17 protein-coding genes are annotated in these 20,606 nt (G+C 68.1%); 8 read left to right on the top strand and 9 right to left on the bottom strand.

What is annotated here, in order from left to right; translation table 11 throughout:
- Positions 1-4: 4 nt before the first annotated feature.
- The 5 genes from ACTJI4_RS09965 (at position 5) to ACTJI4_RS09945 (ending at position 4,207) form a co-directional block, all read left to right on the top strand.
- Positions 5-988, top strand: coding sequence for a SphA family protein (locus ACTJI4_RS09965; protein WP_392924192.1), 984 nt, complete (start codon positions 5-7; stop codon positions 986-988).
- Between the two features lie 36 nt (positions 989-1,024).
- Positions 1,025-1,843 carry a DUF2092 domain-containing protein gene (locus tag ACTJI4_RS09960; RefSeq protein ID WP_440869245.1) on the top strand — a complete coding sequence of 273 codons (819 nt, stop codon included), beginning with the start codon at positions 1,025-1,027 and terminating at the stop codon, positions 1,841-1,843.
- A gap of 1 nt (position 1,844) precedes the next feature.
- The gene (locus tag ACTJI4_RS09955) at positions 1,845-2,369 is read left to right on the top strand and encodes a hypothetical protein (RefSeq protein WP_392924184.1); all 525 of its coding nucleotides are present in this window, start codon (positions 1,845-1,847) and stop codon (positions 2,367-2,369) included.
- Positions 2,370-2,472: 103 nt separating this feature from the next.
- Positions 2,473-3,585 (top strand): sensor histidine kinase, encoded by a 1,113-nt coding sequence (locus ACTJI4_RS09950; protein ID WP_392924181.1) that lies wholly within the window; start codon positions 2,473-2,475, stop codon positions 3,583-3,585.
- 4 nt (positions 3,586-3,589) lie between these two features.
- Complete coding sequence (locus ACTJI4_RS09945) at positions 3,590-4,207, top strand: response regulator transcription factor (RefSeq protein ID WP_392924178.1); 618 nt, start codon at positions 3,590-3,592, stop codon at positions 4,205-4,207.
- Positions 4,208-4,230: 23 nt separating this feature from the next.
- Here ACTJI4_RS09945 and ACTJI4_RS09940 read toward each other — a convergent pair whose 3' ends face one another.
- Genes ACTJI4_RS09940 through ACTJI4_RS09925 form a run of 4 tightly spaced genes read right to left on the bottom strand, consistent with a single transcriptional unit; the run spans position 4,231 to position 11,769 of the window.
- A complete protein-coding gene (locus tag ACTJI4_RS09940; RefSeq protein WP_440869244.1) occupies positions 4,231-5,919 on the bottom strand; it encodes a hypothetical protein in 1,689 nt (562 codons plus the stop codon).
- A 21-nt stretch (positions 5,920-5,940) separates the two neighbouring features.
- Positions 5,941-7,278 carry an OprD family outer membrane porin gene (locus ACTJI4_RS09935; RefSeq protein WP_392924172.1) on the bottom strand — a complete coding sequence of 446 codons (1,338 nt, stop codon included), beginning with the start codon at positions 7,276-7,278 and terminating at the stop codon, positions 5,941-5,943.
- Between the two features lie 9 nt (positions 7,279-7,287).
- Positions 7,288-8,988 (bottom strand): aspartate:alanine exchanger family transporter, encoded by a 1,701-nt coding sequence (locus tag ACTJI4_RS09930; protein WP_392924169.1) that lies wholly within the window; start codon positions 8,986-8,988, stop codon positions 7,288-7,290.
- Positions 8,989-9,018: 30 nt separating this feature from the next.
- Positions 9,019-11,769 (bottom strand): hypothetical protein, encoded by a 2,751-nt coding sequence (locus tag ACTJI4_RS09925; protein WP_392924167.1) that lies wholly within the window; start codon positions 11,767-11,769, stop codon positions 9,019-9,021.
- A 206-nt stretch (positions 11,770-11,975) separates the two neighbouring features.
- On the opposite strand from ACTJI4_RS09925, the gene ACTJI4_RS09920 reads away from it, so the two are divergent.
- The 3 genes from ACTJI4_RS09920 to ACTJI4_RS09910 are packed head-to-tail and all read left to right on the top strand — an operon-like array spanning position 11,976 to position 14,993.
- The gene (locus ACTJI4_RS09920; protein WP_392924165.1) at positions 11,976-12,773 is read left to right on the top strand and encodes an OmpA family protein; all 798 of its coding nucleotides are present in this window, start codon (positions 11,976-11,978) and stop codon (positions 12,771-12,773) included.
- Positions 12,774-12,814: 41 nt separating this feature from the next.
- Positions 12,815-14,101 (top strand): DUF3300 domain-containing protein, encoded by a 1,287-nt coding sequence (locus tag ACTJI4_RS09915; protein ID WP_440869243.1) that lies wholly within the window; start codon positions 12,815-12,817, stop codon positions 14,099-14,101.
- 13 nt (positions 14,102-14,114) lie between these two features.
- Positions 14,115-14,993, top strand: coding sequence for a DUF2950 domain-containing protein (locus ACTJI4_RS09910; RefSeq protein ID WP_440869242.1), 879 nt, complete (start codon positions 14,115-14,117; stop codon positions 14,991-14,993).
- Here the strand turns inward: ACTJI4_RS09910 and ACTJI4_RS09905 are convergent.
- From ACTJI4_RS09905 to ACTJI4_RS09885, 5 genes are read right to left on the bottom strand one after another with little or no spacing between them, the layout of a single operon-like run.
- The gene (locus tag ACTJI4_RS09905) at positions 14,990-16,582 is read right to left on the bottom strand and encodes a mechanosensitive ion channel family protein (protein ID WP_440869241.1); all 1,593 of its coding nucleotides are present in this window, start codon (positions 16,580-16,582) and stop codon (positions 14,990-14,992) included. The two genes, ACTJI4_RS09910 and ACTJI4_RS09905, sit on opposite strands and share 4 nt — an antisense overlap.
- Positions 16,583-16,587: 5 nt before the next feature.
- Positions 16,588-17,400 (bottom strand): hypothetical protein, encoded by an 813-nt coding sequence (locus tag ACTJI4_RS09900; protein ID WP_440869240.1) that lies wholly within the window; start codon positions 17,398-17,400, stop codon positions 16,588-16,590.
- Positions 17,401-17,425: 25 nt separating this feature from the next.
- On the bottom strand, positions 17,426-18,088 hold the full coding sequence (locus ACTJI4_RS09895; RefSeq protein WP_440869239.1) for a potassium channel family protein: 663 nt from the start codon (positions 18,086-18,088) through the stop codon (positions 17,426-17,428).
- 6 nt (positions 18,089-18,094) lie between these two features.
- The gene (gene cax / locus ACTJI4_RS09890) at positions 18,095-19,150 is read right to left on the bottom strand and encodes a calcium/proton exchanger (RefSeq protein ID WP_392924149.1); all 1,056 of its coding nucleotides are present in this window, start codon (positions 19,148-19,150) and stop codon (positions 18,095-18,097) included.
- A gap of 6 nt (positions 19,151-19,156) precedes the next feature.
- Positions 19,157-20,605: an efflux transporter outer membrane subunit gene (locus ACTJI4_RS09885; protein WP_440869238.1), complete on the bottom strand. Its 1,449-nt coding sequence runs from the start codon at positions 20,603-20,605 to the stop codon at positions 19,157-19,159.
- Position 20,606 lies beyond the last annotated feature (1 nt).

Below are 20,606 nucleotides of genomic sequence, written 5' to 3'. Positions count from 1 at the left end.
TGTCATGCCATCCCCGTCCGCCTCGCATTACCGTCGCAGCTGCCTGGCCACGGCCGTACTGCTGGGCACGCTGGCGCTGGTGGCCACGCTTCCGGCACACGCGGTCGAAGGTGGCCTGGGCCGTTCGATCACGGGCATGCAGATTACCTCGTACGTCGGCATCATCCCGCCGGATCCGGGCATGCAGTGGTCGCTGAGCTATGTGCACTACGACGGAACGATCGGCGGCAGCCGACCGGCGCCCATTGCCGGACAGATCTCGCTGGGGCTGGACGCCGACGTCAGCCTGTTGGCAGCTACGGGGGTATACGTGTGGCCGACCAAGGCCGGCAAGTGGAACTTCGGCACGATGCTCACGGTGCCCTACATCGACGCGGATATCACCGCTGGGCTGCAGGGCCCGTTGGGCAACCAGGTGCGGGTCCAGGACAGCACCTCCAATTTCTTCGACCTGTACTTCGCCCCGGTCATTGCCAGCTACCACATCGACCCGGTACAGCACGTCTCCTTCGGGCTGTACGTGTACGCGCCCACCGCCAGATACACCCCGGGCAAACTGGCCAACCCCGGCATGAATGTGTGGACCGTGTCGCCGGCGGTGGGCTACACCCACCTGTTCCAGACGGGGACGCTGGAGTTCAGCGCGCTGGGCGGCATGGACTGGTACAGCCGCAACGACGCCACCGATTACAGGAATGGCCTGGTCCTGCGCGCCGATGCATTGCTGGTCAAACGCACCCCGGGTGGTTGGGGCTTCGGTGCCGCCGCTGGCTGGGTGCAGCAGGTGCAGGACGATGACAGCGCGCTTGCCGATCGTTTGAATGGCTTCAAGGGCCGCTCGTTCGGGGTGGGTCCGGTGCTGACCTACGGAAAGAAATGGTCCGGTGGCGAGCACGTGGATGTGTCTTTCCGCTACCTCAGTGAGTTCAGCGTGCGCAACCGCTTCGAAGGCGATCCCTGGAGCGTATCGATCAGCGCCGGTTTCTGAGTCGCGCGTTTCCCCTTCCGTTTCCGGAGATACCCCATGGCCACCCCTGCGATCCTCAACGTCCGCACTGCCTGCCTGCTGGTCGCGGGGCTGGCGGGCATCGCATTGCCACTGGCGGCTGCGCCCGCGCCCCCGCCCGCCGCCAGAACCGACGCCGGCGAGCGCGATCCCGAAGCGCTGGCCGCGCTGGACCGCATGGGCGCGGCATTGCGCGGCCTCAAGCAGTTCTCGCTGACGTCCGATGCCAGCACCGAGGTGGTACTGGAGGATGGCCAGAAGATCGAACTGGACGGGGTGGTGACCTACAAGGTAAAAGCGCCCAACCAGTTGTTCCTGGAACTACGCAGCGACCGCCAGCTGCGCCAGCTGATCTACGACGGAAATGCGTTGACGGTGTATTCGCCGCGCCTGAAGTACTACGGGCAGGTGGACGGGGCAGGGGCGTCGCTGGGCGAACTGGTCGACCAGGCCGCCACCCGCTACGGCATCGAGATGCCGTTGGCCGACATGTTCCTGTGGGGCACGGACAAGGCGCCCAAGACCGCGATCCGCAATGCACTGCACATCGGCGGTGGCACCGTGGACGGCGAGCCGGTCGAGCAGTACGCGTTCAAGCAGGACGCGGTGGACTGGCAGGTGTGGATCTCCAAGGCGACCTCGCTGCCGAAGAAGCTGATCATCAATTCCCTGGACGACCCGGCCCAGCCGCAGTACCGCGCCCGGTTGACCTGGGATACCCGCACGCCGGTGCCGGCCACCGCGTTCCAGTTCAGTCCACCGGCCGATGCCGCGCGGATCAAGCTGGTGCCGCTGGAGGTTGCCGTGGTGGTCCCCGATGGCAGCCAGGAGAACTGACATGCGCATTCTGCTCAAGACCCGTACGCCTCTGTTGGCCAGCGCGGCAAGCCTGTTGGTCCTGCTCGCGGTGGGCATCGCGCCGGCCAATGCGCAGCACGGGCACCGCGGCGGCGGTGGCGGTGCGGCACGTGCCAGTGCCCATGCCAACATCAACCGGCCGGTACAGCGGCCGCAGGGCGGCGGTGCGCACCGCGATGTGAACCACAACGCGAGCCATAACGTGGACCGCAACGTCAACCGGAACGTGAACCGCAACGTCAACCGGGACGTTCACGTCGACGTGGATTACCACGATGATCACTGGAACCGTTATGACGATCATCCGTTCGCCACGGCGGCGGCGGTCACCGCGGGCGTGGCGGTGACCTCGGCGGTCATCGGCTCCATCGTGAACTCGGTACCGCCCAGCTGCGTCACCACCGTCATCAATGGCATGGCCTACCAGCAGTGTGGCAGTACCTGGTACGAGCCGCAGTACAGCGGCACCACGGTGCAGTACGTGGTGATCAATCCGCCCAGGTAAGCATGACGGTCAACCTGTGTGCGGGTGCGTTTGAAAGGGGGGGTCGAAGGAGAGTCCACATGCACGCTCTTATGCACGCACACAGGCCTCGGAGGCCCGAATGATGACGCTGACGCCACACCCGGAATCGGCAACACGGGACCAGGTGAAGCTGCGGACGGTCCTGAACGCGCTGCCACTGGCCTTGCTGCTGGTCGACCGGCACTGCGTGGTGCGTTACGCCAACGACCGTGCGGCGGCGGTATTCGGCTATGCGCAGGGAGAGATCGAGGGCACGCCGCTGGTCGGGCTGTTGCCCGATGCCACCGGTGCCATCTGGTCCTGCCGCCATCGCGCAGGTCCGGTCGCCGCGCGTGCCATGGACCGCGACGAGCAAGGCCTGCGTCGTGATGGCCAGGCATTCCCGGTGGAACTGCTGTTCAACGCAGTGGAGCTGGACTGTGGGTGGCAGGGCGTACTCGCGGTCGCCGACCTGACCGCGCAGCGGCATACCGAGCAGGAGCTGGCAGTGGAGCGCGAAAGCATGGCGCACATGTCGCGGGTCACCCTGATCGGAGAGATTTCCGGCTCGCTGGCGCATGAGCTCAACCAGCCGCTGGCCGCGATCCTGAGCAACGCCCAGGCCGGGTTGCGGATCCTGCGCCGCGACCCGGGCGCGATCAGCGAGATACGCGAGATCCTGCAGGACATCGTCGAGAACGACCAGCGCGCCGGCGAGGTGATCAGCCGCCTGCGCGGGCTGCTGCGACGCGAGACCCGAACGCTCGGCGCGCTGCTGGTCAACGACCTGGTGCATGATGCGGTCCGTGTGATCCGCAACGACCTGATCAACCGCGGTGTCGAATACCGGCTGGACCTGTCGGTACCGTTCAGTCGGGTCCAGGGGGATGCCGTGCAGCTGCAGCAGGTGCTGCTCAACCTGGTCATCAATGCCTGCGATGCCATGGTCGACAGCCCCCGCCGGGTGCTGACCCTGCGCACCGACGGGTCGGTGCCAGGGACCATCCGGATCGAGGTGCGCGACACCGGACCCGGCATCGCGGTGGAACGCATGGACGCCATCTTCGCGCCCTTCCATACCAGCAAGCCCGAAGGCATGGGCATGGGCCTGGCCATCTGCCGCACGCTGCTGCGTGCCCACGGCGGCGAGATCCATGCCGGTAACCTGCCCGAAGGCGGCGCCTGTTTCTGCATCGAACTTCCCTTGATGGAGTAGTGCCATGAGCACTGTCGTGCACATTGTCGACGATGATCCGCGCGTGCTTGCCGCGCTGGGGCGCTGCCTCCGCGCCGATGGGCTGGAAGTGACCCTGAGCGGTTCCCCGGACGAATTCCTGGCCAAGTATGATGCCGACACCGCAGGCTGCGTGGTGCTCGACCTGCACATGCCCGGGATGGACGGGCTGGCGTTGCAGCAGCTGTTCGGAGAACGCGGCCAGGCGCCGGTGATGATCTTCGTCAGTGGCGATGCGGACGTTCCCAGCTGCGCCCAGGCAATGCGTGCCGGTGCGGTGGATTTCCTGACCAAGCCGGTGGATGCGGCGGTGCTGCTGGAGGCGGTGATGCGCGGCATCGACGCCGATGCCTGCGCACGGATCCGGCGTAATGGCGAGCAGGGCGCGGTGCAGCGCTACCAGTGCCTGACCCCGCGCGAGCGCCAGGTGCTGCCGCATGTCATTGCCGGGCGCTTGAACAAGCAGATCGCTGCGGACCTGGGTATTTCGTTGAAGACCACCAAGGTGCACCGCAGCCGCATCATGCTGAAGTTCGGCGTACGTTCGGTGGCGGCGCTGGTGCGCCTGGCCGAACTGGCCCATGTCGACCCCGGCAGTGGCTGAACGCGGTCCGCGCCGGCCGGCACTCAGGCCATCGCCAGCACCATCACCGTCCCCCAGGTGGTCAGCAGCACATGGGCGATGGCGACTGCGCCGGAGTAGCCGATCACCGCGATCGGACTGTCCGAGCGCTCCTGCAGCGCGGCCAGTGCCGCGGTGAACGTCTGCGCGCCGGAGATCGCACCCAGCAGCAGCACCCCGGGAATTTTCAGCACCTTGTGCCCGAACCACAGCCCGGCCAGCAACGGGGTCATGGTCACCACGATGCCGCCCAGGAACAGGCCGAGCCCATGTTGTTCCACCGCTTCGACGAAATGCGGGCCGGCGCCCAGCCCGACCATTGCCACGAACGCGGCAAGGCCGTAGGACTGCATCAGCTTGACCGCGCTGTCCGGGACCCGTCCAAACAGGGGGCGGCGGACCCGCAGGTGCCCGACCACGATGCCGCCCAGCAGCGCGCCGACGCTGCTGCCGATGCTGACCGACAGCGTGCCCAACGGAACCACGGCGACGATGCCGAACACCGCGCCGAGGAAAATCGCCATGCCTACCACCACGAAATCGGTGGCGGTGGTCGGGTGCAGGATCCGACCGACTTCGGCGGCAGCACGCAGCACCGCAGGTTCCGGTCCGATCAGTTCAAGCACGTCCCCGCGTTCGAGCACCGTCTGGGTGCCGATCGGTATCGATTGGCCGTTGCGACGGATCCCGCGCAGGAACACCGCGCGCACCGCATCATCGCGGGCGATCTGTTCCAGGCGCTGCCCGGCCCAGGTACGCCGGCTGACCAGCACCTGGTGGGACGCCATCGGAATGTCCAGCAGTTCTGGATCGTCTACTTCCTCGGCACGCTCGCCAAGCACTTCCACCAGCGCCTTGCGTGGACCGCCGATGACGACGTGGTCGCCGGCATGCAGGCGCGTGGCATGGCCCGGCTCGACCAGGGACTTGCCGTGGCGCACCCGGTAGACGAACAGGCGCAGGCCCGGGAGGAGGCATTCGGCCTGGTCCACGCGCAGACCGGCGATGCGCATGCCCGGCGCGATGCGATAGGCGCGGGTATCGAAGGGTTGCCAGGCCGATGCGATGCCGGCCGCCGAGCGTTCGATGCCGAACCGGTGCTCCAGCGCCAGCGCGTCGCCGACCAGGTCTAGGCGCAGCAGGCGCGGCCCGATCACGTTGCAGGTGAGGATCACCCCCAGTGCCCCGGCCACGTAGCACAAGGCATCGGCAACGCCGACATGGGCGATGTAGCGGGCCTTGAGCGCGTCATCGATGGGCAGGCGTTGGATGGCCTCGCTGGCCGTGCCCATCGCCGGCGATTCGGTCAGCGCGCCGGACATCATGCCGGCGGCCAGGCCCGGATCGAGCTTCAGCGCATGGGCGACGACCAGGGCGGCCAGCAGCCCCACCACGGGCATGAATACTGCCAGCACCGCATAGCGCCAGCCATCGCCCTTCATCGCGGACAGGAAGCGCGGGCCGACTTCGTAGCCGATGCCGAACAGGAACAGCAGGAACACCAGCGATTTGGCGGTGGCCGCCACCGGGACATGGAAGGCCCAGCCGATCAGCATGCCCACCAGCAGCGAACCGGTGACGCCGCCGAGGTTGAACCCATGGATCTTGATGCTGCCCAGCCAATGGCCCACCGCCAGGGCCAGGTACACGGCAAGTTCCGGATAGCGGACCAGCAGCGATGCGAAGCCGTCCATGCGCGCCTCCGGAGGGGTGGATCAGAGTCCCGGCGGGTCGTAATAGACCAGCAGCCGGAGGTCGTCCAGGTCGCTGGTCTGCGGACCCTTCTGGCTGACGTGCGCGTACCGCACCCGCATCATCAGGCCTTTCAGCGGTCCGTCGGCCATCGTCCATTGGGCATTGAGGTTGTACTCGTCCTTGGCGTATTCGGTAGGCGCGTCGGGATCGGAGCCATCCACGTACAGCGCGTAGAAGCTCAGCCCCTTGACCGATTGGACGTTGTACGCCGCACGCAGCAGCCAGGCGCCTTCGCCATTGCGGTTGAAATCCTCGACCTGCACGCTGGTGTAGCCGGGATAGCCGCTCCACGGGTTCTGCATGTTGGTGCCGCCGCTGGCACGGGTGTAGCCGGTGGTGAACAGCGCGCCCTTGTAACCCAGTTCCAGCTTGCCACCCCACTGGCGGGCAGAAAATTCATCGCCGCGCAGCAGGTTGTCGCCCGCACTGTCCTGGTCGGAGTACTGCAGCGCCAGGTTGAGTTTGGCGGTGTCGCCCAGCGGAAAGGCGTACTTCGCCTCGGTGTAGAAGATGCCGATGATGTCGTTGCTGTGGTAGTAGATCGCACCGGCGCTGAGCCGGTCGCGGGTGTAGTTCGCGCCGAGGGTATATACACCGCGGTCGACCCAGGACGGCGCGCCGGCGTCCCTGGCCATGGAGACGAAGGTGTCGGCGTTGCGCTCCTTGATCTTGTCGAAGTAGCCGGCGCCGAACTTCCATTGCGGCGCGCCGTCGTCGCCGCCGTACACCCCCTGCACGGTCAGGGCCTGGAAGGTGTTGGGGGTCATGCGCGCGTCATTGCGGTTGACGTAGGGGGTATCGATGCCGAAGCGGCCGAGCTTGAGCCGGGTGTCGTCGTTGATCAGGAATTCGCCATAGGCTTCGCCCAGCACGGTGTAGCCTTCCTGGCCGGGTTTGAGCAGCAGGGTGCCGTCCTTGTCATCCGGTCCGTACAGGCGCTGGGAGGTGTAGCCGGTGGCGCCGAAGGCGAAGCGTTCGCGGAAGTAGCCGGTCTTGAACCCGGCCGAGCCGCCCAGCGCCCACGCCGTGCTCTGGCTGTCGTCGTACTTGTCGCGGTCCAGGTAGAAAGTGCGCGCCTGCACGTCGAAGGTGGTGTCCTTCCACGCCTGGCGGCGCGTGTCGCGGATCCAGGCAGCGCGGTCGCGCGGGGTGAACGCTTCGTCGAGCGGGGTCTGGCCCTGTTCGGTGGAACGGGGCTGCGCGTCGGCCGTTTCCGGGTCATCAGGCGCAGCGGACTGCGCCTGGGCCAGGGCTGGCAGCAGCGCCGCTGCTGCCAGCATGCATGCGAGCGGCTTCATGTCGGCCTCCTAGTTCGAAAGCACCATCGCGAAGTAGCCAAACACCGTGTACAGCACGCCGGACACGGCATAGCCGACCGGGAAGCCCACCCAGGGCACGGTACTGTCGATCTCCTTGGCGGCCTCGCGCGCTGGACCCGAATGCGAACGCGAACCGGCCACGCCGCCCATCAGCACGGCGGGATTGATCTTGAAGAAGTGGTAACCCACGGCCCAGGTGATGAACGGCGGCACCGTGCTGGCGACGAAGCCTGCCAGGAATATCTTGACCGCGATGGCGCCGGTCAGCTGTTCCAGCAGGGTGGCACCGGCGTTGATGCCGACGATGGCGATGAAGGTCACCAGGCCCAGGTCCTCCAGGATGTTGCGCGCGGCGTTGGGCGTGCTGCCGAAGAAGCGCAGCCGCGACACCACCGACGACACCAGAATGCCTGAAAGCAGCAGGCCACCCGCGTTGCCCAGCCCGACCGAGAAGTCGCCGATCGGTACGTTGATCTTGCCGATCAGCAGGCCCAGCACCATGCCAGCGGACAGCGTCAGCAGGTCGGTGGTGGTGCTGGGGCGGGCGATCTTGCCCAGCAGGCCGGCCGCACGGTCGACCGCGCTCTTCAGGCCGGTGACGAACACCACGTCCAGGCGCTTGAGTTCCGTTTCGGCGCCGGCCGGGATGGGTTCGCCCGAGCGTTCCAGCCGGGTGACCTGCAGCTGCCCGGCGAAATCTTCGCCGGCCAGGCTTTTCAGCGGCTTGCCGACGAAGTCCTTGTCGGTGACCAGGATCTCGGCCTGGTCCAGCGGAATGTTCAGCGCCTTGGGGTCGTCCACTTCCACACCGAGCAGGCCGATGTTGTCGGTGAGGTCCTGCAGGCGACCCCCGAGCGCGACCACGTCGCCCTGCTGCAGCACCAGGCCGGGGGCGGCACCCAGCGTCTCCTCGCCGCGGCGCACGTTGGCGATGCGGTACTGCGGATACCTGCTGCGGAACTGGCCGATGCTCTGGCCGGCGGTGGTGGTGTTGTCGAGGCGGTAGGCACGCAGGCCACCACCGCGGTAGCCCGACAGTGCGGCGTCGTCGACATTGCGCACGCCGTGTTCCAGCTCGTATTCGCGCGCGGCCTTGCGCGCATCCACGCCCCACCAGCGCGGCAGGTACTTGCAGATCAGGATGATGCCCACCGTGCCCCAGATATAGGTGACGCCGTAGCCCAGCGCGATCATTCCTGAAACCTGCTCGGCGGTGGTCCCCGGCGGCAGCTGGTAGGCGCCTTGTTCGACCGCCATTTCGGCGGTGCCGATGGCGGCCGACATGGTCTGCGAGCCGGCCAGCACGCCACCGGCGGCGCCGGCCGGCAGGCCCAGCATGCCGGACATCAACACCACCAGGCCCAGGCCGAGCACCGAGCAGATCACCGCCAGGATGGTGAAAGTGATGCCATCCTTCTTGAGGCTGTTGAAGAACGCCGGCCCCACCCGCAGGCCTACGCCATACATGAACAGATAGTAGAAGAGTGACTTGGCGAAGTTGTCCAGCTGCAGCTTCACGCCGTAGGTGGACGCCCAGGTGGCCAGCGCCGCGCCGACCACCACGGCCGCGGCGACCATGCCCAGGCCGTAGCCCTTGACCGAGAACTTACCCACCAGCACCGCCATGCCGACGGTGAAGAACAGCAGGATGTAGGGGTTGTCAGCGAGAAACTGGAAGAAACCTTGCATGACATGTGCTCCTGTCCGGGGAACGGCGGTTCACTGCAGGGAACCGGCACGCAGGCCGGCCAGCGCATCGGGTTTGATCAGTTTGATTCCCTGCGCGGCGTGGTAGCCGTGGATCTCCTTGACATCCAGCTTGCGCATGAAGGCAATGGTGTCGGCGGTGATCACCTGCCCGGGTACCATGATCGGGAAGCCGGGCGGGTAGGGGATGACGAAGTTGGCAGACACCATCTGCGGCCCTTCGGCCAGGCGCCGGTCGACGTCGTCGCTGTGCAGCCGCACGAATTCGCAGTTGGCTTCCTCGTACGCCATGAAGAACGCCGGGCGCATGTGGCCTTCGTTGCTGGCCCCGTCCGGTGCTTCGCGGAAGGCATCGTGGAACTGGCTGAAGTTGGGCAGGTCGGGCACGTCGGTCATCAACGCGCGGACCCGCTCGGCGAAGACCTGGCGACCGTTGTCGCCTTCCTGCGCCAGTCGCGATTCGATTTCGCGCGAGAGGTCGGCCAGCGCCTTGATCAACAGCGCCGCGTCGCTGTGGGTGTTGTTGATGTTGGTCTGTACCAGGATGCTGTTGCGCGAGGTCTTGTTGATCTGGATGTCGAAGCGCTCGGCCAGCAGGCCCTTGAACTGGGTGCCGTCGAAGCCGGCGGCGCCGCAGATCACGGTCAGGCGGGTCGGGTCCAGCGCGAACTCATCGTCGTCCCAGGCCTGCAGCGTCTCCACCCAGCTGGCATTGGGCGGCCCGTAGTCGCGCAGGCCGGAGGCGCGGAATTCGGCCGGGATCATGTCTTCGGGCGTGGCGACATGGAAGTACTTCGAGATCAACGGGTGGCTGTTGATGGTGCGCCGCAGGCGCAGCGCCAGGTCGGTCATCTTGAGTGTCAGGCCGTATCCCTCCAGCTCCATCTGCCGCCGTGCCAGGTCGAGCGAGGCGATCAGCTGCAGGTTTGGCGAGGTCGAGGTGTGGGCGAAGAACGCCTCTTCGAACGGGCCTTCCACCTCGTGGAAGTCCTCGTCCCAGACCAGCATCATCGACCCCTGCCGGAACGCGGACATCGACTTGTGGGTGGAGTTGGTCTGGTACACCCGGATGCGCACCGCATCCGGATCGGGCAGCAGATGTTCATCGAGCTGCGCCGGATCGCCGGGATCGACCTTTCCCCGCTGTTCCTTCCAGGCCTCGTACTCGGCGCGGTAGGCCTTGCTGCGATAGCGCTCGGTCAATGCGGCCGCGGCGCCCAGGCCGGTGCGCCGACGGTGCAGCGGGCTGAAACGGGCGAAGCCGAACCACGCTTCGTCCCACAGGAAAATCAGGTCCGGCTTGATCGCCAGGCATTCCTCCATCACCCGCTGCGGGTTGTACATGTGGCCATCGAAGGTGCAGTTTGTCATGTCGATGACCTTGACCCGGTCCAGCGTGCCGCCGGCCTGGCAGTCCAGCAGCGCCTGCTTGATGGTACGCAGCGGAACCGCGCCGTACATCGAATACTGGGTCAATGGGAAGGCTTCCACGTAGTAGGGCTGCGCACCGCTGAGCACGAAGCCGTAGTGGTGCGATTTGTGGCAGTTGCGGTCGACAATGACGATGTCGCCCGGCTTGCATACCGCCTGCACCACGATCTTGTTCGAGGTGGAGGTGCCGTTGGTGCCGAAGTAGGCGCGCTTGGCGCCGAAAGCCCGTGCCGCTGCCGTCTGCGCGCGTTTGATGGTGCCGGTGGGTTCCAGCAGGCTGTCCAGGCCACCGGTGGTGGCCGAGGATTCGGCGAACAGGATGTTGGTGCCGTAGAAGTGGCCCATGTCGCGGATCCAGTTGGAGCCGAAGATGGACTTGCCGCGTGCGATCGGCAGTGCGTGGAAGGTCCCGATCGGGCGCAGCGCATATTTCTTGAGGTTGTCGAAGTACGGGGTTTCGTAGCGGTCGGCGATGCCATCCAGCAATGCCAGGTGCACTTCCATGGGTTCTTCGACGTGGTGGAAGACGCGGCGCAGCGGCGCGGCTTCGTCGCTGCCGGCCAGCCGCTCCGGGGAGCGGTCGGTAAGCAGGTACAGGTCCAGCTCCGGGCGGAAGTGCTTCAGGGCGCGGGCCAGCGAGGTGGACAATGCGCCGGCAGCGGACGGCTCGGCGTCGTTGCCGAGGTTGCGGGCGAGGAACTGTTTCAGGTCCGGGATGTCGAGCAGCGAGGTGAAACGGAATCCGTCGACGATGACCACTGCCTGCACGTCCGCGTTGACCATTGCCGCCAGCGCGGCATCCTCGAAACTGCCAGCGTGGGTGACGGCATAGTGGAACTGATCATCGCCGCGGCGCATGGCGCGCATTTCGTCACGGGCACGTTGCCACAGCGCCGGTTCGTTGGGGGTCACGATCAACACTTCGAAGTAGGGCTTGTCCGGCGCGCCCAGCAGCTCGGGCGGCAGCGCGTCGAGCAGGGTGCGGTCGCCGTCGTCGTCGGCGTTCCAGGCCTGTTCGTCGCGGCGGAAATCACCGGACAGGATTGCGGCGGAAAGCTTGCGTGCCAGCCGCGCGAACTGTGCGGCGTCGTTGTCGGCCAGAGCCGCCGCCAGCGCGGCCAGCAGGCGTTCGCCGGGGTAGGCCCAGCACTGTTCGAGCGGGCGCAGGTCAGCCAACGCTTCAACGCAGGCGGCGCGCCGTTCGGCGCTGTCGGTGCCTGCGGCAGCCCACACTCGCGCATACGCGTTCAGCTGGCGCCAGTGGTCGGCGCGCATCGAGGCCGCGGCCAGCACCGTGGACAGTTGCGGAGGGGCAGCAGGGTCGGCATTCATGGCAGGGCTCCGGCGGCGAACGAAAGGAACATGCCGCGCGCTGCGATGAGGGCGCGGCGGTCACTACGCAGCGCAGGCTAGACCCCTGCCGCAGGGCCGGGAATTGGCCCTTGGGGCCATGCCGGACGTATGGCCCCAAGGGCCAATTGCGGGGCGGCTGGCCCACGCCTAGCGTGGTTCATCGTCCCCGTTCCTGGAGCTGCCCCATGTCCACGCGCCCTTTGTTCCGCGCCGCCGCCCGCCTGCTGCTGGTGCTGGCCGGCTTCACCGCCCTGGCCGCCTTGGCCGCCGATCCGGGCAGGACCAAGCTCAAGGGCGTGATCACCGCCGTGCAGGGCAACACCATCACCGTGGTGGACCAGACCCGCACGGCACACACCGTGCAGGTGTCGGCCGACACGGTCTACAAGAAGACCAAGGGCTTGACCAACGTCATCCATGAAAAGACCGACGCCAGCGTTCTGGCGGCGGGCCTGCCGGTCACGGTCGAAGGCAGCGCCGCAGGCGATGCGCTGGCCGCGCGCGAAATCAGCTTCCGCTCCGAGGACCTGCGCACCACCCGGCAGATCCAGGCCGGCATGGCGCCGACCACGGCGGAAGTCGGTGCGATGAACCAGCGCATGGACGAGTTCGGTACGTACGAGCAGCTGGATGCAGCGGAAGTGACCTTCGACTCGGGCAGCGCAAAGCTGTCGGCCAAGGCGCGCGGCGACCTGGACGCATTCGCCGCGAAGGCCAAGCAGACCCACAACTACGCCGTGGTGCTGCAGGGCTTCACCGATGCCACCGGCAACGCCGCCGCCAACCAGCGCCTGAGCACCCAGCGTGCCGCGGCGGTGGCCAACTACCTGCAGCAGAATGCCGGCCTGGCACCGGGTCGGGTCCGCGCCGGCGACGGCATGGGCGTGGCACCGGATGCCGGCAGCGGCAGCAACGGCGCGGCGCGCAAGGTGGTGGCCAAGCTGGTGGTGGACAAGGGCGTACAGGCGGGCGTCAAACCCTGAACCCTGGCCGCAGGCGCACGGCGCATTGAAGTGGAGGTTGCATGCACACCTACCTGACATGGGCACGGCTTCCCACGCTGGTGCTGGTGCTGGCGCTGGCCTGCTCGGCGGTGGCGGTGGATCCCGTCGTCGCTGCCGTACCGGCGCCCGCCAAGGCAGCGGTGGGCCAGGGCACGTTCACCCGCGAACAGCTGGACCAGATGCTCGCCCCGGTGGCGCTGTATCCCGACGCGTTGCTGGCGCAGGTGCTGATGGCCTCCAGCTATCCCGGCGATGTCACCGACGCGGTGGCGTGGTCCAAGGCGCATCCGGATGCCAAGGGCGAAGACGCCGTGCGCCAGGTGGCCAACCAGGCGTGGGATCCCAGCGTGCAGTCGCTGGTTGCGTTCCCGCAGCTGCTGGCGGTGCTGGGGCAGGACCCGGCCTGGGTGCAGAAAATGGGCGATGCGTTCCTGGCCCAGCCGGACGCCGTGATGGACTCGGTGCAACGCCTGCGTCGGCAGGCGCAGAGCGCCGGCAACCTGGACTCCAACCAGCAGCAGAAGGTGAGCACCCAGCCTGCGGCAGCGTCGGCGCCGCAGACCATCGTGATCGAGTCGGCCGACCCGCAGGTGGTCTACGTGCCCAGCTACAACCCCGGCGTGGTGTATGGCAGCTGGGCCTACCCGGCCTACCCGCCGTACTACTACCCACCTCCGCCGTACTACTATCCTGGCGGTGCGCTGCTCAGTTTCGGCATCGGCGTGGCCGTAGGCGGTGCGCTGTGGGGCGACCTGGACTGGGGGCACGGCGATATTGATATCGACGTGAACCGTTATAACGAGTTCAACAGCAACCGCCAGATCAACCGCAACGACAGCAAGTGGAAGCACAATGCGGCCAACCGCGACGGCGTGCCCTACCGTGACGGTGCCACCCGCGAACGCTTTGATGGCGCGCGCGACGGTGCGGCGCAGCGCCAGGAGTATCGCGGGCGTGATGATGCCCGGGCGGCCGAGCGCGACCGCGCGCGCCAGTCGATGGAGCGCCGCGGATTCGATACGCCCGCCACCACCAACCGCGAGGCGCGCGACCGCGCCGGCGCGTCGCAGCGTGAGCTGGGACAGCGCAGCAACCAGGGCGGCGCCGGCCACGGCCGCCCGCCCGGCAGCCATCCGGAGAATGCATTCAGTGGTGCGCGCAATCCCGGCCAGTCGCTGGGCGATGCCAACCGCGGGCATCGCAGCGTGCAGAGTTCGCAGCGTCCCGCCGGCGCACGCCCGCAGGGCCGGCCGATGAATCGGCCCGCCGCTCCGCGCGGCGGCGGTGGCGGCGGTCGTCGCCGTTGATCGGAGATCTGCCATGACCCTTCGTCTTTCCCTATTGAGCGTGGCCTGCCTGCTGCTGGCCGCGCCCACCCAGGCGCAACAGGCCTACCCCAGCGCCGCCGCTGCCGCCGATGCCCTGGTGACGGCGCTGGAAGTGCGTGACACGCAGCCCGAGCAGGTTTCGGTGGTGCTGGGTGCCGACTGGGAGGACTACGTGCCGCGCGACGATATCGAGCGCAAGGACGTGGACACCTTCGTCAGCCAGTACCAGCGCAGGCATGCGATACAGCCGGTCGATGCCAGCCATGCGCTGGTCAGCGTGGGCGACGAAGGCTGGACCTTGCCGGTGCCACTGGTGAAACAGGGCGCCGGCTGGGCCTTCGACCTGGCGGCGGCGGCGCCGGAACTGCGTGCGCGCCGGATCGGGCGCAACGAGCGCGAAGCAGTGCAGGCCGTGCTGGCCTACCATGACGCCCAGCGCGAATACGCGCGCCGTGACCGCAACAACGACACGCTGCCCGAGTACGCGGCCCGGCTGCGCAGCAGTCCCGGCACGCATGACGGCTTGTACTGGCCGGCCGATGCCGGTGGCGAGAGCCCGCTGGGGCCGTTGTTCGGCGGCGAGACGCCGGACGACGAGTGGCATGGCTACCACTACCGGATCCTGCAGGGGCAGGGTCCCTCTGCACCGCGAGGGGCTTACCCTTACACGGTGGCCGGTGCCATGACCCGCGGCTTCGCGCTGGTGGCCTGGCCGGCGCGTTACGGCGACAGCGGCGTGATGAGCTTCACCATCAGCCATGCCGGCCAGGTCTACGAAAAGGACCTGGGGCCGGACACCGACCGCGAAGCCCGCGCCATGACCCTGTTCGATCCGGACAGCAGCTGGACGCGGGTCGATACCGAAAATTAGGTTTCGTCGTTGGCCGGTGCCGGACGTCCCTCCCAGTACGCCTTCGGCACCACCTTGGCCTGCTCCGGGTCGCCTTCGTAATTGGGCGACATGATCTGCACCCCTGCGGCATTGAATGCGTCCTGGATCTGCGCGTGCAGAGCGCTGCGTACCTGCCACCTGCGCTCGACCTCGATCACGCGCACGCGCAGCACGTAGCGCACCGCGACGTCGCCCAGTTCGGACTGCACCACGTGCGGCGCTGGATCGGCCAGTACCCCGTCAGTGGCCGCCGCGGCCTGCAGCAGCAGGCGGTGCACCTGCCGCCACGGTGCGTCGTAGCCGATGGTGAGCGCACTTTCCAGCCACAGGCCCGGCCCCTGCGGATCGCGCGAGTAGTTGCGCAGCTCGCCGGCCAGCACCACGTTGTTGGGGATGCTGACTTCCACCCCTAACGGCGTGCGCAGGCGGGTGGTGAACAAGCCGATCTGCAGTGCCACGCCTTCGGTGTCGCCCACGCGCACGACATCGCCGACCATCAGGGTGCGTGAGTACAGCAGGGTGAAGCCACTGGCCGCCTGCCCAACGATGCTGGACGCACCCAACGACACCATCAGGCCGACGAACACGCTCAGCCCCTTGAACGCGTCGGTCTCGGCACCGGGCAGGTAGGGGTAGGCCATTGCCAGCGCGAACAGCCAGATCACCACGGTGATGATCCGGCGGGTCGGTTCGGCCAGCGGTTGGTCGATGCCCACGAACTGGAAGCGACCGCTGGCCACCCCGTCGAACACGATGCGGACCGCCTGCACCACCAGCCGTGCGGCCAGGAAGATCAGCGCGGCCGTGAACAGGTCGGGCAGTGCCTCCACCACGCCGCGACCAAAGCGGCCGAACCGTTCGGCGATCCAGCCGCCCATCGCCGCCGACCACGGCTGGGTGTAGGGGAAACGACTGAACACGAAGCGCAGCCATTCCTCCAGCACCACCAGCACCACCAGCCAGCCCACCAGCCGCCCCAGGCTGCGCGCACTGGTCACCAGCCCCAGCAGCAGCTGCCGCGCCGAAACGCTGCGCAGCAGCTGCACGCGCTGCTGGACCCAGCCATCCACCCGTCGGCGCATGCGCCGGCTGCACCAGCGCAGCCCCCACAGCACGCCCACCGCGATGACGGTGGCCAGCAGTGCCCACGCGGCACCGGCCAGCAGGCGTTGCGGCAGGCGTGCCTGTTCTGCGGCCACCAGCGCCTGCTGCATCCGGGCCACGGTGCGATCGCGCAGTTCAGGCAGGGTTTCGTTGCCCAGCGCGTTGCAGTCGGCCGGTGTCAGCACGGTGACCAGCTGCCCGCCGGCCAGGATCAACACGCCCTGCGGCACCGGCTGGGTCTGCAGGGTTGCCTGGCCAGGCAGATCGACGATGCGGGCCAGGTTGGCTTCCGTGGCGCGCGCGCGCATCTCCGGCGGGTTGCCGTACAGCGCTGCGCGGAAGGTCACCAGGTCGCGGTTGAACCAGCGCGCCGTGGCCGGGGTGGGCGCAGCGCCCGCCATGAGCGCCCAGGCCAGCAGCCCGGTCGCGCACGCACAGCGCAACAACAGCCGAAGCACGGGCATGGCGATCAGAACCGGTAGATCACACCGACCCGCACGCCGCTGTCGACGAAGCGCAGGTTGCCATCCAGGCGCGAGGCATCCACGTCCGCTTCGATGCGGCGCACCGTGTAGTCGAGCGAGAACCCCCAGTTGTCCCACGGGAAGTACTCCACGCCGCCGCGACCGAAGGTGACGTCCGCATCGACGTCATTGAGGCTGGCGCTGAAATATCCCGCGTCGGCGCTCAGGCGCCAGTGCTCGCCAGGTGCCCAGCGCCAGCTGCCGCCGATCGTGGGCGCCGGCAGGTCGGCGTTGACGTCGTTGCCCGCGCGAGCATTGATGGGGTTGCCGTTGACATCGGCGGTGGCGCTCAGGTCCAGGTCCATCTGGTACCAGATCAGGCCCACGCGCGGACCCAGGGCCCAGCGCTCGTCGCCCCAGGCCCACCACGTGTAGTAGCCCTCGTAGGCGTCCAGGTCGAACTTGGCGCGGATCCGGGTATGGGTGGCGTAGTGCTGGCCGTTGAAGTCGATGTCGCGTTCGGTGTTGCGCTCGGCATCGGCGCTGTCGCGGTACCAGGACAGGCCGAACTCATGCTTTTCCCAGGGGCGCCAGCTCAGCGCGATCACCCCGATGGCGTTGTTGTTGTCCAGGCCCAGGTCGCGGTTGAGGTCGATGCGCGTACCTTGGCCGGTCTGGCCGTCGGCGCGCACTTTCGTATCGAAATCGGTGATGTAGCCACCGACGCGGACGCTGAAGGTATCCAGCGGTTCAACCGCCCAACACGGGGAACTGGTGAGCAGCAGGAGGAACGAGGGCAGCAGGTACAGACGTTTCATGACGGGCTCCCGGGTGTGCGATGGGTCAGGGGGATCGATCGGTACTGCGCAGGCCCACCAGGCGCGCGACCAGCAGCGCCAGGTAAAGCTGGCCGGCAATCGCTTCCAGCGTGGCCAGCCCGCGCGCAACCTGGCTGACCGGGGTGATGTCGCCGTAGCCGAGCGTGGCCAGGGTGACGAAGCTGAAATACATCGAGGTGCCAATGCCCAGGCCATGCGCCGTGCCCTGGCCGCCCACCGCCATGGAGCCAGGTGAAATCGCCGACAGCGCGGCGAACACCACGCCGCCACACACGCCCAGCAGCAGGTAGGCGCTCAACGCGGCGGCCAGATGCTCGGTGCGCACGCGGTGGCTGGACAACGAAAAGCGCACGGCGTGCCAAGCGGCGATGGTGGCGAGCACGCCCCACAACACCGCGCCGGCCATGGCGACCGCGCCGCCGGCGTCGCTGGCCCACCAGCGCAGCAGCTGGGCGACCAGCACCAGCACCAGCAGCACGTGGCGCTGCAGGCGCTGCCCGATCGGAAACAGCGCGGCCAGCAGGCTGGCGCACAGCAGCAGTTCCATCAGCCGGTGGCCGAACGACATCGCCTCCAGCAACGGGCCCAGGGTCACCGTCACCAGCAGCGCACCGAACAGGAAGGTGTAGCGATGGCGGTGGATCAGCAGGGCGGGCGAGGGGCGCATGCGCGATCATGTTCCCGCGTCCGGCACGAACCAGAACAGCGTGGCCAGGATCACGTACAGCCCAAGCAGCTGTACCCCACGCAGCCAGTCCGCGCGACCATCGCTGGCCACCTGCCCGGTGATGATCACTGCCACCAGCACGCTCAGCACCAGGCCGGGGCCGAATTCCAGGCTCATCGGCTGCGGACCGATCACGTAACTGAGCAGCACCAGCAGCGGCGCGACCAGCAGCGCCAGCTGCACGCCCGACCCCAGCGCGATGGACAGGCTCAGGCTCATCTGGTTGCGGCGCGCAGCCACCAGCGCGGTGGCCTGTTCGGCCGCGCCGCCGATCACGGCCAGCACGAACACGCCGGTGAACGCATCGGAGAATCCCAGCTGCTGGCTGGCCGGCTCCACCACGCCGACCAGGATCTCGCTCATCCAGATGATGCCGATGCTGGTGCAGGCCAACAGCAGCAGGGCGCGGGTGTTGGACAGGCTGGCATCGTGGCCGTGGCCGGCGGCGGGCTCGCCGCCCTCGCTTACCGCGTTGCGCAGGGTGAACACCACCGTGGCCAGGTACACCAGCAGCAGCAGCACCGAGAGCACCAGGCTGATCGACTGCAGCGCGGCGTCGGCTTCGGGCACCACCGCGCGGTACGACGCCGGCAGGATCAGGGTGATCACCGCCAGGGTCAGCATGGTGGCCTGCATGCGGGCATTGGCGGCGTCGTAGCGCTGCTGGCCGTGGCGCAACCCGCCCAACACCATCGACAGCCCGAGCACGAACAGGATGTTGCCGATGATGGTGCCGGCGATGGAAGCCTTGACCATGCCGTGCAGCCCGGCGCGCAGCGCGGCCAGCGCGATGATGAATTCGGCGGCGTTGCCGAAGGTGGCGTTGAGCAGGCCGCCGATGCTGGGCCCGAGCCGCGCGGCCAGCGCGCCGGTGGCACGCGACATCAGCGCCGCCAGCGGCACGATCGCCAGCGCGGTGGCGCCGAAGACCAGCAGGGCGTTGCCCGGCAGCAGGTAGTGCAGCGCGATCGCCAGCGGTACCAGCAGCAGCATCCAGTACATGCGCACTTACTCCGGGGAGGGGGAGGGCGGGCTGCCAGGCGCCGCGGCGTCTGCCGTGGCGTAGTCGCCGCCCAGGGCCAGGTACAGATCCACGCGCCGGCTCAGCCGTTCGCGGCGCACGCCCAGCAGCGCCGAGCGGGCGGCCAGCGCCTGCATTTCCTGGGTGGCCACCGCGCGGTGGTCGGCCCGGCCGATGCGTTCGGAATCGCGCACCTGCAGTACTACCTGTTCGTTGTTGGCCAGCACCTGCCCGAGCAGCTGTTCGCGCTCGGCCAGCACGCGTTCGGCGGTCAGCGCGTCTTCCACCTCGCCCAGCGCCAGCAACGCGCGCCGCGCATAGTCGGCCACCGCCTGCTTCTGCTCGGCCGAACGCAGCTGCACCTGGCCGCTGAGCGCACCGCCGGTATAGAGCGGCATGATGCCGGTGGCCGAAACGCTGGAGGTGGTCTGTTCCAGATCGTCACGGGTGCGCACGGCGGCATTGCTGAGCCGTCCGTAGCCGGCCGACAGCGACAGCGTGGGCAGCATCGCCGCGCGCGCCTCGCCAACCCGGTCGAAGGCGGCTGCCACGCGGCGCTCGGCGGCATACAGGTCCGGCCGCCGGTTGAGCACATCAATGGGCATGCCGGCCGGCACGTCGCCGGGCAGCGCGGTGAGCGCGGCCGGCGCGGCCAGCGTCGCGCCAGGGTAGCGGCCCAGCAGGATCTCCAGCGCGCGGCTGGCGCTGTGGGTGGCCAGGTCGGCCTGCTGGCGGGCATCCAGGTAGCTGGCGGCGCTGGCGCGCGCGGCCAGGGTTTCGTTGGAACTGCCCGCGCCAACCCGTTCGCGCTGTTCGGCCAGGCGGACCAGCTGCTCGCCGCTGCCGGCCATCTGCCCGGCGATGTCGTACTGCAGGCGTGCTTCGGTCACCGTGAACCATGCGCGGGCGACGCTGGCCGCCAGCGATTGCTGGGCATAACGGTAGTCGGCGTTCTGCGCATCACTGGCGGCCATGGCGGCATTGCGGGCGTAACGCAGGCGCCCCCACAGATCGATCTCCCAGCTCAGGCGCAGCATCAACCCGCTCAGCAGCGGCACCAGGTCGGCGATCGGTTTGGAGCCGCCGCGGCCGATCAAGCCGATGGCGGGGCGCAGCTGGGCCTGGGCGATCTCGACCTGGGCATTGGCCTGTTCGACCCGCGCCGCGGCAATCAGCAGGTCCGGATTCCGGGCCAGCGCTTCGTGCACCAGGGCGCTCAGCTGCGGGTCGGCAAACGCATCGAGCCAGCCGCGGTCGACCTGGGCCTGGCTGGCGGGCGCCGACCAGTTCGGCGGAATGGCCACCGTGCCCAGCGCATCCGCGCGGATCTGCTTGCTGCCCGGTTCCGGAGCGGTGGCGCAGCCGGCCAGCGCGAGGGCCAGCGCCAGCAGCAGCGGGCGGGGCGGGGCACGACGGCGGCGGCGCGGTGCGGTCATG

The organism is Stenotrophomonas sp. 22385 (assembly GCF_052045085.1).
Classification (GTDB): domain Bacteria; phylum Pseudomonadota; class Gammaproteobacteria; order Xanthomonadales; family Xanthomonadaceae; genus Stenotrophomonas.
Note: the sequence above shows the minus strand (reverse complement) of the source record. Positions and strands in the feature narration are given on the sequence as shown.

Excerpts from the sequence above, each read along its gene's own strand:
- ACTJI4_RS09965 (WP_392924192.1), top strand. The coding sequence starts at position 5 with ATGCCATCCCCGTCCGCCTCGCATTACCGTCGCAGCTGCCTGGCCACG.
- ACTJI4_RS09960 (WP_440869245.1), top strand. The coding sequence starts at position 1,025 with ATGGCCACCCCTGCGATCCTCAACGTCCGCACTGCCTGCCTGCTGGTC.
- ACTJI4_RS09955 (WP_392924184.1), top strand. The coding sequence starts at position 1,845 with ATGCGCATTCTGCTCAAGACCCGTACGCCTCTGTTGGCCAGCGCGGCA.
- ACTJI4_RS09950 (WP_392924181.1), top strand. The coding sequence starts at position 2,473 with ATGACGCTGACGCCACACCCGGAATCGGCAACACGGGACCAGGTGAAG.
- ACTJI4_RS09945 (WP_392924178.1), top strand. The coding sequence starts at position 3,590 with ATGAGCACTGTCGTGCACATTGTCGACGATGATCCGCGCGTGCTTGCC.
- ACTJI4_RS09940 (WP_440869244.1), bottom strand. The coding sequence starts at position 5,919 with ATGGACGGCTTCGCATCGCTGCTGGTCCGCTATCCGGAACTTGCCGTG.
- ACTJI4_RS09935 (WP_392924172.1), bottom strand. The coding sequence starts at position 7,278 with ATGAAGCCGCTCGCATGCATGCTGGCAGCAGCGGCGCTGCTGCCAGCC.
- ACTJI4_RS09930 (WP_392924169.1), bottom strand. The coding sequence starts at position 8,988 with ATGCAAGGTTTCTTCCAGTTTCTCGCTGACAACCCCTACATCCTGCTG.
- ACTJI4_RS09925 (WP_392924167.1), bottom strand. The coding sequence starts at position 11,769 with ATGAATGCCGACCCTGCTGCCCCTCCGCAACTGTCCACGGTGCTGGCC.
- ACTJI4_RS09920 (WP_392924165.1), top strand. The coding sequence starts at position 11,976 with ATGTCCACGCGCCCTTTGTTCCGCGCCGCCGCCCGCCTGCTGCTGGTG.
- ACTJI4_RS09915 (WP_440869243.1), top strand. The coding sequence starts at position 12,815 with ATGCACACCTACCTGACATGGGCACGGCTTCCCACGCTGGTGCTGGTG.
- ACTJI4_RS09910 (WP_440869242.1), top strand. The coding sequence starts at position 14,115 with ATGACCCTTCGTCTTTCCCTATTGAGCGTGGCCTGCCTGCTGCTGGCC.
- ACTJI4_RS09905 (WP_440869241.1), bottom strand. The coding sequence starts at position 16,582 with ATGCCCGTGCTTCGGCTGTTGTTGCGCTGTGCGTGCGCGACCGGGCTG.
- ACTJI4_RS09900 (WP_440869240.1), bottom strand. The coding sequence starts at position 17,400 with ATGAAACGTCTGTACCTGCTGCCCTCGTTCCTCCTGCTGCTCACCAGT.
- ACTJI4_RS09895 (WP_440869239.1), bottom strand. The coding sequence starts at position 18,088 with ATGCGCCCCTCGCCCGCCCTGCTGATCCACCGCCATCGCTACACCTTC.
- cax (WP_392924149.1), bottom strand. The coding sequence starts at position 19,150 with ATGTACTGGATGCTGCTGCTGGTACCGCTGGCGATCGCGCTGCACTAC.
- ACTJI4_RS09885 (WP_440869238.1), bottom strand. The coding sequence starts at position 20,605 with ATGACCGCACCGCGCCGCCGCCGTCGTGCCCCGCCCCGCCCGCTGCTG.